The sequence below is a fragment of the Rhodanobacter sp. UC4452_H20 genome (genome assembly GCF_052978205.1).
This window is the reverse complement of record NZ_CM129662.1, coordinates 2,141,407-2,158,212: the sequence shown is the minus strand read 5'-3', so window position 1 is coordinate 2,158,212 and position 16,806 is coordinate 2,141,407. Positions and strand designations below refer to the sequence as shown.

Below are 16,806 nucleotides of genomic sequence, written 5' to 3'. Positions count from 1 at the left end.
AAGCTTCGCCATGTGTGGAATCGTTGCCGCCGTAGCCCAACGCGATGTCGCCCCGCTGCTTATCGCCGGCCTGAAAGCGCTCGAATACCGGGGCTACGACTCCTCCGGCGTGGCCGTGCTCGACCACGGCGCGATCCGCCGCGTGCGCGCCAAGGGCAAGGTGCGCGAGATGGAGGCGCTGTACCTGGCCGACCCGCTGTCCGGCGGCACCGGCATCGCGCATACCCGCTGGGCCACGCATGGCGTGCCGAACGAGGCGAACGCGCACCCGCACATCGCCGGCCGGGTGGCGATCGTGCACAACGGCATCATCGAGAACTACGCCGGCCTGCGCGCCGAGCTGCAGGCCGCCGGCCACGTGTTCACTTCGGAAACCGACACCGAGGTGATGGCCGCGCTGATCGACCGACGCATCGGCCAGGGCCAGAACCTGCGCGAGGCGGTGCTGGCCACCGTGCGCGAGCTGGAAGGCGCCTACGCGATCGCGGTGCTCAGCAGCGACGAGCCCGATCGCGTGGTCGGCGCGCGCCGCGGCGCCCCGCTGCTGGTCGGCCTCGGCATCGGCGAGAACTTCCTCGGCTCCGACGCGCAGGCGCTGATCCAGGTCACCAACAAGATGCTGCACCTGGACGAGGACGACGTGGTGGAAATCACCCGCGACAGCGTGCAGGTGTTCGCGCTGGACGGCACGCCGGTCGAGCGCAAGGTGTACGAGAGCGAGCTTTCCACCGACGCGGTCGAGCGCGGCGAGTACCGCCACTACATGCAGAAGGAGATCTTCGAGCAGCCGCGCGCGGTGGCCGACACGCTTGAAGCGCGCATCGGCCCGCACGGCGTGCTGCCGAACATCTTCGGCATCGACAGCGAGGCGCTGCTCGCCGCCACCCGCGGCGTGCACATCATCGCCTGCGGCACCAGCTACCACGCCGGCCTCGTCGCCAAGTACTGGATCGAGGAATTCGCGCGCCTGCCGGTCGCGGTGGAGGTGGCCAGCGAGTACCGCTACCGCGAGACCGTGGTGCCGCCCGGCACGCTGTTCCTGGCAATCTCGCAGTCGGGCGAAACCGCCGACACGCTGGCCGCGATGCGCGAGTCGCGCCGACGCGGCTACCTCGGCACCCTGGTCATCTGCAACTCGCCGGAGTCGTCGCTGGTGCGCGAGGCCGACCTCAAGCTGATGACCCGCGCCGGCCCCGAGATCGGCGTGGCCTCGACCAAGGCGTTCACCACGCAGCTGGCCGGCCTGGCGCTATTGGCGCTGGAGCTGGCGCGCCGCAACGGCCTCGACGCGTCGCGCTATGCGGCGCTGTGCGAGGAGCTGCAGCGCCTGCCGCGCGCGATCGAGAACGCACTGAAGCTGGAGCCGGCGATCATCGACCTGGCCGGCGATTTCATCCATCGCCAGCATGCGCTGTTCCTCGGCCGCGGCGCGCACTACCCGGTGGCGCTGGAAGGTTCGCTCAAGCTCAAGGAAATCTCCTACATCCACGCCGAGGCCTACCCCGCCGGCGAGCTCAAGCACGGCCCGCTGGCGCTGGTCGACGAGAACATGCCGGTGGTGGCGGTGGCGCCGAACGGACCGCTGCTGGACAAGCTGAAATCCAACCTGCAGGAAGTACGCGCCCGCGGCGGTCGCCTGATCGTGTTCGCCGACGGCTCCGCCGGCATGGACGACACCGCCGGCAACGGCGTGACCCTGCGCGTGGAATCCGGCGGCAACTTCATCGCCCCCGCCGTGTTCACCGTGCCGCTGCAACTGCTCGCCTACCACGTCGCCGTGCTGCGCGGCACGGACGTGGATCAACCGCGCAACCTGGCCAAGTCGGTCACCGTGGAGTAGGGCCCGATCCGCCGGCGCTGCCCGGCGTGGCGGGTGGCGTGATCGTGGCAGCCGTGGCCGGCTTGGCCGCGACGGCTCCCGGTTGCCACACGAAGGTCGCCACGCTTTCCGCCGGCATGGTGTAGCGGAAGTCGAGCCCGCCCTGCTGCACGGAGACTTCGTGCGGCACGGTCTTGCCGTTGACCAGTATCAGCACGATCGATCCGCCGTCTGGGTTGCGGAAGGCGACGTTCTTGATGTCGTTGCCGGTGTCGGTGGACCAGATGCGCACGGCGCCGGGGTGGATGAAGCGGCTGTAATGGGCGAACGCGTAGTACTCGTCGTTGCGGCTCACCGCGCCGCTGCGCGAGTCGATCGTGACGATGCCCTTGCAGGTGTCGCAGCCGCCGAAGTGCGGGCCGTAGTTTTCGTCCAGCGCAAGGTTCCAGTACACCACGCCGCGCGCCCAGTTGCGCAGGCCGCCGAGCAGCAGGTCGCGCGCGAACCAGAGCAGTTCGCCGTGCTTGCTGGATTCCCAGTCGCCGCCGGAACACTCGGTGATGTAGGCGTCCTTGCGCGGAAAGGAGTGGTGCACGTCGCTCTGCGCGCCGGGCGTGCCGCGGTAGCAGTGCCAGGCGATGCCGTCCAGGTAGCGCGCGGCCTCGGCGTCGTAGAGCACGTCCAGCGGTTGCTGCGGTTCGTCCCAGTTGTGGTCCCAGCCGAAGATGTGCGTGGGCGGCTTGCGCCCGGCCAGTGCGGGGCCCAGGTACTGCGCGATGATGCGCGCGCGCTGCCCGGCGGAGAGCAGCATGCCGGGGTAGGTCAGCGGCACGAAGCCGGGCTCGTTCTGCAGGGTCAGCGCGAAGATCGGGATGCCGTAGCTGCGGTAGGTGTCGACGTACTTCACCAGGTACTGCGCATAGGCCGCCTCGTACTCTTCGAGCAGGCTGCCGCCGATCAGGTTGGCGCTGGTCTTCATCCACGCCGGCGCGCTCCACGGCGAGGCGATGATGCGCAGCTGCGGGTCGATCGCCAGCGTCTCCTGCACGGTGGGGATGAGGTAGGGCACGTTGGCCGCGACGTTGAAATGCTGCAGCTCGGGGTCGACCTCGCCGGCGGGCATGTCGTCCAGCGTGTACGGTTGCAGCGAGAAATCCGAGGCGCCGATGGTCAGCCGGACCATGTTGAAATCGAGCCCGGGCGGCGGGCCGAACAGTTCGAGCAGCAGCGCGTGGCGCGCCGGTGCGCTCAGCTTGTTCTGCAGCAGCCAGGCCGAGGCGTCGGTCAGTGCCGCGCCGAAGCCGACGATGGACTGGTAGGTCTTGCTGGTGTCGATGACCACGTCGGCAGGCGTCGATGTCGCGTCGCTGGCCGGCACGTCGGCCTGCCGCGCCAGCCGCAGGCGGCGATCCTGCGTGCTCAGCCACAGCTCGATGCCGGGGCCGCTCGGTTGCGCGACCGGCGCGGCGGGGAGGACGATCGGCGCTGCCGGGCGCTGCGCCACCCGCAGCGCGAGCAGCGCCAGCAGCGAGATCAGCGCGAACGACGCGATGGCGAACCAGCGCGGGACACCGCGAGCGTCATCCATGCAGCATGCCGGCCGGAGGCGTGGTCTGGGGCGGCATGGGGGAGACGCCGGTCGTCACGGCGTGCCCGGCTTGGCACAGGCGTGGATCGCCGACCAGGTGGGCAGCGTTTCCACCTCGTGCGCCGCCGCGTAGCGCAGCCCGTAGCCGGGAGCGAACAGCCAGGCCCGGTCGTGGTCGGCGCTCTGGTACGGGCAGGGCAGGCCGGGCCAGGGCATCGGCAGCGTGCCGTGGAAATCGTGCGGCCCTGCGCCACCGGCGTGGGCGAACAGCACGTCCGCCACGCCGCCGCCTTCGGTGCCCGGCAGCCACGCTGCGACGAAGGCATCGGACAGGTTGAGCAGGTCGTTGACGAACAGCGGTCGCCCGGACACGAACACCGTCACCACCGGCTTGTGCGCCTTGGCCACGGCCTGCAGCACGGCGAGATCCTCCGGGTAGCGATCGCTGTGGCGCAGCGTGGCCGGCAACGTGATGTCGCCTTTCATCTCCGCGTACGGGGTTTCCCCGATCACCGCCACGATGGCGTCGAAAGGTGCAAGGTCGATGCCGGCGGCGGTCGGGCTGTAGCTGACGTTCGCGGCGCCGTCGGCGGCGCGGATGCCGGCCAGGATCGTCTCGCCGTGCGGGAAGTCGGCGTTGCCGTTGTCGTTGCCCTGCCAGCTCAGCGACCAGCCGCCGGCCTGATTCGGCAGGCTGTCGGCGCTCTTGCCGACCACCAGGATCTTCGCGCCGGCCCGCAGCGGCAGCGCGCGGTGGTTGTTCTTCAGCAGCACCAGCGACTCGCGTACCGCGCGGCGCGCCAGCTCGCGATGCTGCAGGGCGGTGGCGTCGCCGGCGCCTTGTCGCTGCGAGGGCCGCTTGCCGAACAGGCCCATGCGCAGCTTGGCGCGCACGATCCGGCTGACCGCGTCGTCGATGCGGCTGATCGGGATCTGGCCGTCCTCGACCTGCCGGGTGGTGTTGGAGATGAAGGCCTGCCAGTCGTCGGGCACCATCACCATGTCGATGCCGGCGTTGATCGCCTGCGCGCAGCTGGCGTTGTTGCAGCCGGGCAGCTGGCCGATCGCGTTCCAGTCGGATACCACGAAGCCGTCGAAGCCCATCTTCTCCTTGAGCACGCCGGTGAGCAGCGCGCGGGCGCCGGACATCTTGCCGTAGTCGATCCCGTCGGCCACGTCGTCCCAGCTGTTGTAGGACGCCATCACGCTGAGCACGCCGGCGCGCAGCGCGCCGAAGTAGCCGGCGCCGTGCACGTTGATCATGTCCTGCCGGCTGACCCGGGCCTGGCCCTCGTCGACGCCGTTCCAGGTGGCGCCGTCGCCGATGAAGTGCTTGGCGGTGGCCATCACGTGGTGATCGTCGAAGTCGCCCTGCAGCCCGGTGACATAGGCGCGCGCGTACTCGCGCACCAGCGGCGCCTCGCTGGAAAAGCTCTCGTAGGTGCGGCCCCAGCGCACGTTCTGCGCCACCGCCAGGGTCGGCGCGAAGGCCCAGTCGATGCCGGTGGCGCGCACCGCCCTGGCGGTGGCCCGGCCGATCGCCTCGACCAGCGCCGGGTCGTGCGCCGCGCCCAGGCCGATGTTGTGCGGGAACAGGGTGGCGCCGAACACGTTGTTGTCGCCATGCACCGCGTCGGTGCCCCAGACCACCGGGATCTGCACCTTCGCATCGGTGGCCATCGAGGCGTCGCGGTAACGGTCGGCCAGGGCGAGCCAGTCGCCGATGCCGGCGTGCTTGTTCTTCCCCGGCCAGGAACCGCCGCCGTTGAGCACCGAGCCGATGTAGTACTGCTTCACCTGCGCCGGCGTGATCGACTTGATCTCGGCCTGGGTCATCTGGCCGATCTTCTGCGCCAGCGTCATGCCGGCCACGATCGCGCGCACGCGCTGCTCCAGCGCCGGGTCGGCACCCGACGGGCCGCGTATCGACGGCCAGTCCCGGTAATGGGTCGGGCCGGGCGGGGCGTCGGCGACCGGCGCCTGATGCGCTGGCGAGGGGCCGGTATCGGCGGCGGGGGCGCTGCCGGCGCAGGCCAGCAGCAGGGGCAGGGAGAAAAACCACGGGCAGCGGATACGAACCATGGGAAAGCCTCATCGCGTGGACCATCGCCCGGCAAGATCCTCGCGCGCGCGGCGCGGGCAGGTGAACGATGCCGTCCACGCCACTTTAGCGCGCTCGCGGAGCGCCTGATTCGATTCTGCGTCACATCACGCGCGACGGCATGGCCGCTGCCCGCATGAGCAGGCAGCGGCGTGTCGCGGACGGCTAGAAGTCCTGCTTGAAGCGGATGCCGATGGTGCGCGGCAGGCTGTAGCCGGTGTAGACTTGGCCGTTCGGGTACTGCGCCACCACGCCGTGCGCGCCGCAGACGTCGACGCCGCACTCGGTGTACTTGTATTGCGCGGCGCGCTTGTCGAAGGCGTTGTTGATGTAGACGTCGGCCGACCAGCTGCCTTTCTGCACGCCGGCGGACAGGTCCAGCGTGTTGTACGCGGGCAGGTCGCCGAGCAGCGCGCGTTCGCTCAGGCGAAGGTCGGTCGTGCGCTTGCCGACGTGGACCAGCGCCGCCTGCACGAACGCATCGCTGTCACCGAGGGTGAAGCTGTAGTGCGCGATCAGGTTGCCCTTGAACTTCGGCGTGATCGGCAGCTGGGTGCCCTTGGGCGCCAGTGGCCCGGACACCACGCTGCCGTCCTGCGGGTTGAGCGAGCCGGGCGGGCAGTCGGTGATCGGGCGTCCGCTGGCGTCGGTGAAGCCGCAGTAGTTGGCGGTGAGTCGCGCGCGGTACAGCGCCCAGCCGGCGGTCAGCTGCAGGTTGTAGGTGGCCTGCCAGTTCAGTTGCGACTCGAGGCCTTCGATGCGCGCGGAGTTGGCGTTCTTGATTTCGGTGAGGCCGTTCGCGCCCAGGATCGGGAACTGGAAATCGTTCCAGGTTTCGCGGAACACCGCACCGTTGAAGGACACCCGGTTGTCCAGCCACGAGGTCTTCCAGCCCAGCTCCTGGTTGATCAGGAAATCGGCATGGTACGGCAGCAGGGTGCCGCGCCGGTTGACGCCGCCGGGGCGGAAGCCTTCCGAGCGGGTGGCGTAGATCATCTTGGTGTCGCTGATGTTCCAGGTCAGGTTGAACTTGGTGAGGTTGCCGCTCTCCTTCACCCGCTTGTCGAAGTCCAGGCACGGCGCGCCCATGAACGGCTCGGGCGACACGCAGGCGGCCTCGCCCTGGCTGGAGGAGAAGCCCGCGCCGTAGCCGAAGTAGCCGTACAGCTGGTTGCTGGTGCGGTAGTAGCGTTCGCCGACGGTGCCGGTGAGCACGTCGGGGATGAAATCCCACGACAGTTCGCCGAACAGCGCCTCGTCGCGGTCGTAACGCATCTGCCGGGTCAGCCAGATGGTGTCGTTCCAGCCGGTGACGGAGATCGCGTCGGCCAGGCCGTCGACCTGGTAGTTCTGCAGGATGTCGTGCTTCTGCTTCTGCCAGAAGGCGCCGGCGACCAGGCGCAGGCGATCGTCCGCCGGCGAGACCAGGCGCAGCTCGTGGCTGCTGTTGGTGTAGCCGTCGCGGTCGCTGATGTGCTGCGAAGGATTGACCAGCGCGCCGTTGTTGTCATAGAAGGACGCGCCGGAGCCGTACAGCGCGTCGTACCAGAAGCCGTAGTCGCTGTAGTCGGTCTGTTCCTCCTGGTTGCGCTTGAGGTGCGCGTAGGCATAGGTCAGGTCGAAGTTGCCGATCTTGCCCTGCACGGTCAGCGCACCCTGCCACCAGCGGTCGTTGACGCGCTCGGGGTAGAAGTGCGTGACCGCCAGGTCGCCCACCGCCGGGTCGCTGGCGAAGTTGCCGTGCGAGATGGTCTGCTGCCCCATCAGCATCGGCGTGATCGACCAGTTGTCGTCGAGGTCGACCTTCAGCGCGGCGCGCGCGCCGGTGATGTTGGCGTCGTTGTAATTGTCCTTGGCATGGCCGACGCACTGGAACGCCGACGAGGGCGAGGTTCCGCTCGCCGTGCAGTCGGGCGCGTTGCTGATGGTGATGCCCGAGGTGGGGAAGGTGCGCGAGCCGGCCTTGTTGTCGATGTAGCCGGCGTCGTGCTCGCGCCAGCCGACCAGGCGGATCGCAGCCTTCGAGTTGATCGGCAGGTTGAGCATGCCCTCGGCCGTGTAGCCGATGCCGCCGTGCGCGAGCGTGTCCACGCCCAGGCTGTAGCCGGCCGCGTAACCGCTGGGGTCGGGCTTGTTGGTGATGATGCGCAAGGCGCCGGCCTCGGCGCTGGCGCCGTACAGCGTGCCCTGCGGGCCGGCCAGCACCTCGATGCGGGCGATGTCGTACATGTGGATGTCGAGCGGACCCTGGATCGTCGTCACCGGCTGGTCGTCGAGGTACACGCCCACGCTCGGCTGCGAGCCGGAGTGGTTGGTATTGCCGCCGCTGGTCACGCCGCGCATGTAGATCGAGACGAAGCCGGGGCCGGTGGCGATGCCGCCGCCGCCCTGCTGGAACGTCACGCTGGGCAAGTACTTCACGTAGTCGTCGAAGCTCTTCACGTGCAGCGCTTCGAGCTGGTCGGTGGCCAGCACGTCCATGCTGATCGGCACCTTCTGCAGGTTCTCTGTGCGCTTCTGCGCGGTCACCGTGACCACGCCGAGCGTGGTGGTTTTCTGTTTTGCCGATGACGTGGTGTCGGGCGGCGTGGACTGCCCGGTGTCCTGCGCCACGGCGGGTGCCGCCATGGCGAGGCAGATGGCGGCTGCCAGCGGCAACCGGATCAACGTTGCCCGCCGGGCGTTCATGACCTGTCTGGACCTGCTTGTGTGCATGCGATCTCCCCTTGTCCGGTGAACGGCAAACCAACCAAACCCCCAACCTTTCAGATGAACCCTGGCACCTCGGGATAGCTGTGCAGCACCGGCCCGAGAGCGCGTTCCAGCGGCCCCAGCCACGGCGCAAACCGGCGCCAGTGGTCCACGCCTTCGCGATAGATCGGTCGGCGCACCTGCTCCGAACTGGCGGTGTGCACCGGCCGCGGGTTCTCGAAGAAGCGCAGGCACGCGTCCTCGAACGGCAGGCCGCAATAATCGAGCAGGCGGCGAACCTCGCCCTCGGTGTCCGCCACCATGCGCTCGTAGAACACGCGGTGGATGCGCCCGGGCAGCACCGTGTCGAAGTGCGCCATCAGGCGGACATAGTCGCGGTAGTAGCGCCCGACATCCTCGAGGTCGTAGCTGAAACTCTGCCCGCGCGCGAAGTGCTGCTTGAACGCCGAGAAGCAGCACGCCAGCGGATGCCGGCGCGCGTCGATGATCTTTGCATTCGGCAGCATGAGGTGGATCAGGCCGACGTGCATGAAGTTGTTCGGCATCTTGTCGATGAACAGCGGTGCCGCGGTCTTGCGCTGGATGCGGGTGTGCGCGAGGTAGTGCTCGCCGAGCGCGCGCAGCGCGTCGGCGTCGAGCGCGGCCAGCGCATCGTGGTAGGGCGTCGCGCTGTCGACCTCGCTCTGCCGGCGCAGGCTGCGGGAGATCGAGGCGACTTCGGGCAGCTCCATCGTGCCTTCGACCTGGCTGTGGCTGGACAGGATCTGCTCGATCAGGGTGGAGCCGGCGCGCGGCAGCCCGACCACGAAGATCGGATCGCGCGCCGGGCAACCCATGCCCGCGCGCGTGGCAAAGAACTCGCCGGTGTAGTGCGCGCAGGCGCGGGTCACCCGTGCGCTGGTCTCGTCCGCGCTGTAGTGCAGTTGCGCGCGGCGGATCGCGTTGCCGCGGGCGTAGTGGGCGAACGACTCCGCGCAGGCGTCGGCGTCCTCGCGCGCCTTGCCCATGGCGAACTCCAGGTGCAGGCGGTCCTCGTCCGACAGGTCGCTGCGCGCCAGCTGGTCGCTCATGGTGGCGAGGTCGGCCGCGCTGAAGCGGAAGGTCTTGAGGTTGGCCAGGCTCCACCAGACTTCGCCGAAGGAGGGCAGGCGTTCCACGCTGTGCCGGTAGGCGGCGATCGCGCGGTCGCCGAAGCCGGCGGTCTTCAGCGCGTGGCCGTAGCTCATCCACAGGCGCGGGTTGTCGGGGTAGCGCTGCACCAGGTCGGCGTAGATCGCGATGGCCGGCTCGTAATCGCCGATGCGGCACAACACCACCGCCTTGAGGTTGCGGTAGGCCGGGTGCTGCGGGTCGTTCGCCAGCAGGTGTTCGATCTGCGCCAGTGCCTGCTCGGGCTGGTTGCTGCGATGCAGGACCATGGCGTAGTGCTGACGTGCGGCGTCGAAACCGGGGGCCAGTTCGAGGCAGCGTGCGAGCAGGTTCAGCGCATCCTCGTTGCGGCCCACGCGGGCGGCGACTTCGGCGAACATGCGGATCGCCGCGACGTCGGTGGGCGCCTGTTTGAGATGCTCGCGCAGCAGCGCCTCGGCCTGCGGGATGCGGCCTTCGGCGAGCGCCACGGCGGCGCCCATCAGGCGCGGGTCGTGGGTGGAATGCAGCACGTGCCGGGCGTAGGCGGCGTCGGCCGCGTCCTGCTCGCCGGCTGCCATCAGGTGGTCGCCGAGTTCGCGCCAGGCTTGCGGCAGGTCGGGTTTCAGGGCGACCGCGCGGCGCAGCGCGGCGATCGCCTCCTCGCCGCGGCCGAGCCGGCCCAGCACCACGCCCAGGTCGAGCTGCAGCGCCGCCCATGTCGGTTGCGACGGCGCCAGCGGAAGCAGGATGTCGAGCGCGGCCTGGGCATCGCCCTGGCGCAAGTGCGCGGCTGCCAGCAGTTGCAGCGCCAACGGATGCGCGCCGGCCACTTGCAGGATCTCCTCCAACTGCTCCACTGCCAGCGCGGGGTCGCGTTGCAGCAGCCGCTCCGCGTGCGCCAGCGCCTGTTCCAGCGTGCCGCTGGCCGACGCCGCGATCATGCGTCGCCTCGTCGCGGCGACGAAAACGGCCCACGCGGTGCGATGGGGCGAAGTGGCGACAGCAGTACGGCGCCTGGCATGGACGGCAGCGGCTTCTCGCAGGTTTCACCGCAATCTACAACCGAATCCGGCCGGTAGATAGGGGTGCCGGATCGTACCGGCCGGCCGGGCGTCAGTGCGGTTGCCGCCGGTTCGGCACAAGCGCTAGGCTCAGCGGGGCGCCCCTGCCGGGACGGGCGGGCGGCGCCGGCCGGGTTGTTTGCGGCCATCCAACCGGGGACAGCAATCCATGCACACCGACACCGTCGCTGAACCGCTCGACCGCGCGCACGCCTTGCCCGCGCGCTACTACGCGGGGGAGGCGATGCTGGCGATGGAGCTGCGCGCGGTGTTCGCGCGCAGCTGGCAACTGGTCGCGCAGCAGGGGCAGCTGGCCGGGCCCGGTGACCACGCGGTCGAACAGGTCGCCGGCGTGCCGTTGCTGCTGGTGCGCGGCGAGGACGGCGTGCTGCGTGCCTTCCCCAATGTCTGCCGCCACCGCGCCGGTCCGCTGGCGCTGTGCGACGGCAAGGGCGCGCGGGCGCTGCACTGCAAGTACCACGGCTGGACCTACACCCTCGACGGCCAGCTGCGCAGCGCGCCGGAAATGCAGGGCGCCGCCGATTTCCGCGTGGAGGACATCCGCCTGCCGCCGTACCGCGTGCACGAGTGGCAGGGGCTGGTGTTCGTCGCGCTGGACGAGGAGGTGCCGCCGTTCGAGCAGGTCTACGGCGGCATCGCCGAGCGCATCGCGCCGATCGACCTGGCGGCGATGCGCTACCTGCGCCGCGACACCTACGACATCGACTGCAACTGGAAGGTCTATGTCGACAACTTCCTCGAGGGTTACCACCTGCCGCACGTGCATCCGGGCCTGTCGAAGGTGCTGGACTATCGCGCCTACGACACCGAGCTGTTCGCGTGGCACTCGCTGCAGTCCTCGCCATTGCGCAACAGCACCGACATCTACGGCGACGGCGAGGCGTTCTATTACTTCGTCTACCCCAACGTGATGCTCAACATCATGCCCGGCCGGCTGCAGACCAACCGCATCCTGCCGCTGGGTCCGGATCGCTGCCGCATCGTGTTCGACTACTACTACGCGCAGGACGCCGCGGCGCAGGCGCGCATGGAGGCCGACCGCAGCTTCAGCGACGAGGTGCAGAACGAGGACATCGGCATCTGCGAAGCGGTGCAGCGCGGGCTGGCTTCCGGCGCCTACCGTCCGGGCCGGCTCAACCCGAAGCGCGAGAGCGGCGTGTGGCATTTCCAGAACCTGTTGCGCGCGGCATACGCGGGACCGGCCGGCGAGTCGGCATGAGCGCGCCGGCCGTGGCGGTGGCGGGATGGAGCAGCTAGCCGCCATGCACGATCGCCAGCGGATCGGCTTCTGGACCTGCACCGCGCTGGTGGTCGGCAACGTGATCGGCATGGGCATCTTCCTGCTGCCGTCCTCGCTGGCGCCGTACGGGTTCAACGCGCTGATCGGCTGGGGCATCACCCTGCTCGGTTGTCTCACCCTGGCGCGGGTGTTCGCGCACCTTTCCGCGGCGCTGCCGGGCGCGGACGGTCCCTACGGCTACGTGCGCGAGACGCTCGGGGACCTGCCAGCCTACATGGCGATGTGGGCCTACTGGGTTTCGCTGTGGCTGACCAATGCCGCGCTGGCCACCGGCGTGGTCGGCTACCTCACCGTGGTGGTGCCCGGCCTCGCGGAGGTGCCGTCGATGGCGTTCGCACTGGCGCTGGTGTGGCTGTTCGTGCTGGTCAACCTGCTCGGCGTGCGCACCGGCGGCGTGGTGCAGATCGTCACCACGGCGCTGAAATTGCTGCCGATGCTGGCGATCGCCGCGCTCGGCGGCTGGGTGCTGCTCAGCTCGCCGGGCAGCTACGTGGCGCATCCGCCGACCACGCCGGTAAGCTTCGGCGGCGTGATGGCGGCCTCCACCATCGCGCTGTTCGCGATGCTCGGCATCGAATCGGCCAGCATTCCGGCCGAGCGCGTCGACGACCCCGGTCGCACGATTCCGCGCGCGACGATGGCCGGCGCGGTGGTGGTCGCGGCAATCTACCTGGTGGTCTGCGCGGTGCCGCTGCTGCTGATCCGGCAGGACGTGCTGGCCAGCGCCGGCGCGCCGTTCGCGTTGTTGATGGAACAGTTCGGCGCGGCCGGCTCCGGCCGCTGGCTGGCACTGTTCGTGGTGGTCAGCGGGCTCGGTGCGCTGAACGGATGGACCCTGCTGGCCGGCCAGCTGACCCGCACCATGGCTGCCAACGGCGTGCTGCCGTCGCTGCTCATGCGCGGCAACCGGCACGGTGCGCCGACGACCGCGCTGGTGGTCACCGGCGTGCTTGCCTCCGTGATGGTGTGGATGAGCTACAGCAGTTCGCTGGTGGCCGCGTTCACCTTCATCACGCTGCTGGTGACCGCAGCGAACCTGCCGCTGTACCTGGCCTGCGCGCTGGCGCTCGCGGTGTTGTGGCGGCGTGGTGCCGCGCCGTGCCGCGGGCGTGGCGTGCTGCTGGTCGCCGTGATCGCCACGCTGTACGTGGTCTATGCCTTCATCGGCATCGGCGGGGCGCCGTTCGTCTACGCCCTCGGCCTGATCGCGGCCGGGTTGCCCCTGTATTTCTTCATGCGACGTCGTGGCGCGACCGCGGCGACCAAGGCCTGAACCCATGCGCGACCCGCGTTACGACCTCCTGTTCACCCCGCTCAAGATCGGTCCGGTGACCGCGAAGAACCGCTTCTTCCAGGTGCCGCATTGCAACGGCATGGGCCACGCGATGCCGCTGGCGCATGCGGCGATGCGCGAGGTGAAGGCCGAGGGCGGCTGGGCGGTGGTCTCCACCGAGGAGTGCGAGATCCACCCCAGCGGCGATCTCACCCCGTACGTCGAGGCGCGGCTGTGGGACGACCGCGACATCCCCGCGCTGGCGCTGATGTGCGACAAGGTGCATGCGCACGGCGCGCTGGCCGCGCTGGAACTCACCCACAACGGACCCACCGCCTCCAACCTCTATTCGCGCGAGGTGCTGATCGCGCCGTCGCACCAGCCGACCAAGTACGGCTACCCGCACCAGGCGCGGGCGATGACGCAACACGACATCCGCGAGTACCGTCGCTGGCATCGCGAGGCGGCGATCCGCGGCAAGCGCGCGGGCATGGACATCATCTACGTCTACGCCGCGCACGACCTGTCGCTGGCGATGCACTTCCTGCAGCGCCGGCGCAACCAGCGCAGCGACGCATACGGTGGCTCGCTGGAGAACCGCGTACGGCTGCTGCGCGAAGTGCTGGTGGATACGAAGGAAGCGGTCGGCGACACCTGCGCCGTGGCGCTGCGCTTCGCCACCGAGGAACTGCTGGGGCCGGGCGGCGTCGAACTGGCCGAGGCGAAGGAGATCGTCGCCATGCTGGCCGAGCTGCCCGACCTGTGGGACGTGAACCTTGCCGCCTGGTACAACGACTCGGTGCCCTCGCGCTTTGCCGCGGAGGGCGCGCAGGAGCCGTTCATCGACTTCGTGAAGCAAACCACCAGCAAGCCGGTGGTGGGCGTGGGCCGCTTCACTTCCCCCGACACCATGGTGTCGCAACTCAAGCGCGGCGTGCTGGACCTGATCGGCTGCGCGCGCCCGTCGATCGCCGACCCGTTCCTGCCGCGCAAGATCGAGGAAGGTCGCGTCGACGATATCCGCGAATGCATCGGCTGCAACATCTGCGTCTCCGGCGACATGACCATCTCGCCGATCCGCTGCACGCAGAATCCGACCATGGGCGAGGAGTGGCGCAAGGACTGGCACCCGGAACGCATCGCGCCGAAACGCTCGGCGGCGCGCGTGCTGGTGGTCGGCGCCGGCCCTGCCGGGCTGGAAGCGGCGCGTGCGCTGGGCCAGCGCGGCTACGAGGTGAGCCTGGCCGAGGCGCGCAAGGAACTCGGCGGCCGCGTCACCCGCGAATCGCGCATGCCGGGCCTGGCCGAATGGGCGCGCGTGCGCGACTGGCGCGTCGGCCAGATCCGCAAGCTGGCGAATGTGGCCGTCTATCTCGATTCCGCACTCACGGCGCAAGACGTGCTCGACTTCGGCGCCGACCACGTGGTGCTGGCCACCGGCTGCCACTGGCGCCGCGACGGCTACGGCCGCAGCCACGGCGCGGTCATCGACGGCTTCCCCGACAACCCGCGCGTGTTCACGCCCGACGACCTGATGGACGGCCGTCTGCCCGAGGGCCGCGTGGTGGTGTTCGACGACGACGGTTTCTATTACGCGGGCATCGCCGCCGAAACCTTGCGCCTGCGCGGTTGCGAGGTGACGTATCTGACGCCGGAAGACAGCGTCGCGCCGTGGAGCCAGCACACGCTGGACTACCGGCATATCCGCAAACGGATGGCCAAACTCGGCATCGAGGCGATCGTGTCGCACGACATCGTCGGCTACGCCGGCTGCACGCTCAGCGTCGAAAACGTGTGGGACCACCGGCACTGCGACCTGGCCTGCGACGCCATCGTCACCGTGACCGCCCGCATGCCGGACGATGCGCTGTACCAGCAACTGCTGGAACGCGAAGCGGAATGGCCCGCCACCGGGCTGCACTCGCTGCGCTGCATCGGCGACGCCGAGGCCCCCGGCCTGATCGCCCATGCGGTCTACGCCGGCCACCGCTACGCGCGCGAACTGGAAGAACCTGTTGCCGCCGGCGTCCCGTTCAAGCGGCACTTCCACGTCGCAGAGACATAGGGGCGCACTTTGTGCGCGTTGCCTTTGCGCACGTGACGAGGAGCATCGCGCACAAGGTGCGCTCCTGCAGGGTCCTGGGTGCCCTCACGCCCGGCCGTAGACATCGTCGTAGCGCACGATGTCGTCTTCGCCGAGATAACTGCCGGATTGCACCTCGATCAGTTCCAGCGTCACCTTGCCCGGATTGCGCAGACGGTGCTTGCTGCCCAGCGGAATGTAGGTGCTCTGGTTTTCGCCGAGCAGGAACACCTTGTCGTCGCAGGTGACCTCGGCAGTGCCGGAGACCACGATCCAGTGTTCGGCGCGATGGTGGTGCTTTTGCAGGCTCAGCGAGGCGCCGGGCTTGACCTGGATGCGCTTGACCTGGAAGCGCTCGCCAGCCTCCAGCGAGTCGTAATTGCCCCACGGGCGATGCACCACGCGATGCAGCGAATGCTCGCTGCGGCCGGCGGCCTTGAGCTGTTCGACGATCTTCTTCACGTCCTGCGCCGCGTCACGGTGCGCCACCAGGGTGGCGTCCGGCGTGGTCACCACGATCAGGTCGTCGACACCGACGGTGGCAAGCAAGTGGCGATCGTGCGAGCGGAGCAGCGAGTTGCGCGTGTCCACGGTCAGCGTGTCGCCCTCGCGCAGGTTGCCCGCGGCGTCCTTGTCGCCGGTGAGCCACAGCGCCGACCACGAGCCGATGTCGCTCCATCCGCAGCTGACCGGTACCACGGCGGCGCGCGCGGTCTTTTCCATCACCGCGTAGTCGATCGAATTGTCCGGCACCTGTGCGAACGCGTCGCGATCGATGCGCACGAAGTCGAGATCGACCGTGGCCTTGGCATGTGCTGCGCGCACGGCCTCCAGCATCGCCGGCGCGTGTGTGGCCAACTCCTCCAGATAGCGTGACGCCCTGAACAGGAACATGCCCGAGTTCCAGTCGTAGCCGCCGTCGGCGAGGTAGGACTCCGCCTTTGCGAGACTGGGCTTTTCGACGAACTGCCCGACGCGGAAACCATGCCCGTCGATCGCCTCGGCACGGCGGATGTAGCCGAAGCCGGTCTCCGGGCGATCCGGGCGGATGCCGAACGTGGCCAGCCAGCCGTCCTTCGCCAATGGCATTGCCTGCGCCACCGCCGCGGTGAATGCGGTAGTGTCGCCGATCAGATGATCGGCCGGCAGCACCAGCAGCAATGCGTCGGGATCGTGCTGCAGTGCCTGCAGCGCGCCCAGCGCGATCGCCGGCGCGGTGTTCCGTGCCAGCGGTTCCAGCACGATCGTGGCGCCTTCGATGCCTGCTTCCAGCAACTGGTCGGCGGCGAGAAAGCGGTGATCCTCGCTGGCCACCACGATCGGCGCGGCCACCTCCGGCAGCGCGCGGGTGCGCGCGACGGTCTGCTGGAACAACGTGCCCTTGCCGGCCAGTTCGAGGAACTGCTTGGGCAGGTTCCTGCGCGACACCGGCCACAACCGGGTGCCGCTGCCGCCGCTGAGGATGAGGGGGATCAACATGAGTTCGACGTTCCTGGCCGGATGTTACGTGTAGGAGCGCACCCTGTGCGCGATGTATCTTCATCACGTCACGAAAAGCGTCGCGCACAGGATGCGCCCCTACGCAGGGAGAGCTGTGCGGATTGCTCATTATGCCGCAACGTTCCCGCCGCGTAGGGCGGACACTGCCCGCCGGCAGGCCTTCGCGGGCCTGCGCGAAAGCGGCGGACAATGTCCGCCCTACGCGACAACGCGCGAC

The 16,806-nt window shown here is 69.1% G+C and carries 9 protein-coding genes; 4 read left to right on the top strand and 5 right to left on the bottom strand.

The features are described from left to right. Positions 1-10 precede the first annotated feature (10 nt). Positions 11-1,840 carry a glutamine--fructose-6-phosphate transaminase (isomerizing) gene (gene glmS / locus ACVCMC_RS10170; protein ID WP_447097184.1) on the top strand — a complete coding sequence of 610 codons (1,830 nt, stop codon included), beginning with the start codon at positions 11-13 and terminating at the stop codon, positions 1,838-1,840. Here glmS and ACVCMC_RS10165 read toward each other — a convergent pair. The 4 genes from ACVCMC_RS10165 to ACVCMC_RS10150 form a co-directional block, all read right to left on the bottom strand. Next, positions 1,827-3,407, bottom strand: coding sequence for a glycoside hydrolase family 30 protein (locus tag ACVCMC_RS10165; protein WP_447097183.1), 1,581 nt, complete (start codon positions 3,405-3,407; stop codon positions 1,827-1,829). The genes glmS and ACVCMC_RS10165 overlap by 14 nt on opposite strands. Positions 3,408-3,461: 54 nt before the next feature. Further along, positions 3,462-5,489 (bottom strand): glycoside hydrolase family 3 protein, encoded by a 2,028-nt coding sequence (locus tag ACVCMC_RS10160; RefSeq protein ID WP_447097182.1) that lies wholly within the window; start codon positions 5,487-5,489, stop codon positions 3,462-3,464. A gap of 184 nt (positions 5,490-5,673) precedes the next feature. Further along, positions 5,674-8,223 carry a TonB-dependent receptor gene (locus ACVCMC_RS10155; protein ID WP_447097181.1) on the bottom strand — a complete coding sequence of 850 codons (2,550 nt, stop codon included), beginning with the start codon at positions 8,221-8,223 and terminating at the stop codon, positions 5,674-5,676. A gap of 50 nt (positions 8,224-8,273) precedes the next feature. Then, positions 8,274-10,292: a tetratricopeptide repeat-containing sulfotransferase family protein gene (locus ACVCMC_RS10150; protein ID WP_447097180.1), complete on the bottom strand. Its 2,019-nt coding sequence runs from the start codon at positions 10,290-10,292 to the stop codon at positions 8,274-8,276. A 289-nt stretch (positions 10,293-10,581) separates the two neighbouring features. Between ACVCMC_RS10150 and ACVCMC_RS10145 the strand changes: the two genes are divergently transcribed. Genes ACVCMC_RS10145 through ACVCMC_RS10135 form a run of 3 tightly spaced genes read left to right on the top strand, consistent with a single transcriptional unit; the run spans position 10,582 to position 15,071 of the window. Continuing rightward, positions 10,582-11,652: an aromatic ring-hydroxylating oxygenase subunit alpha gene (locus tag ACVCMC_RS10145; RefSeq protein ID WP_447097179.1), complete on the top strand. Its 1,071-nt coding sequence runs from the start codon at positions 10,582-10,584 to the stop codon at positions 11,650-11,652. Between the two features lie 25 nt (positions 11,653-11,677). Next, positions 11,678-13,006 carry an APC family permease gene (locus tag ACVCMC_RS10140; RefSeq protein ID WP_447097178.1) on the top strand — a complete coding sequence of 443 codons (1,329 nt, stop codon included), beginning with the start codon at positions 11,678-11,680 and terminating at the stop codon, positions 13,004-13,006. Between the two features lie 4 nt (positions 13,007-13,010). Continuing rightward, the gene (locus ACVCMC_RS10135) at positions 13,011-15,071 is read left to right on the top strand and encodes an oxidoreductase (RefSeq protein ID WP_447097177.1); all 2,061 of its coding nucleotides are present in this window, start codon (positions 13,011-13,013) and stop codon (positions 15,069-15,071) included. Positions 15,072-15,155: 84 nt separating this feature from the next. On the opposite strand, the gene ACVCMC_RS10130 is transcribed toward ACVCMC_RS10135, so the two are convergent. Continuing rightward, complete coding sequence (locus ACVCMC_RS10130) at positions 15,156-16,568, bottom strand: mannose-1-phosphate guanylyltransferase/mannose-6-phosphate isomerase (RefSeq protein WP_447097176.1); 1,413 nt, start codon at positions 16,566-16,568, stop codon at positions 15,156-15,158. Positions 16,569-16,806 lie beyond the last annotated feature (238 nt).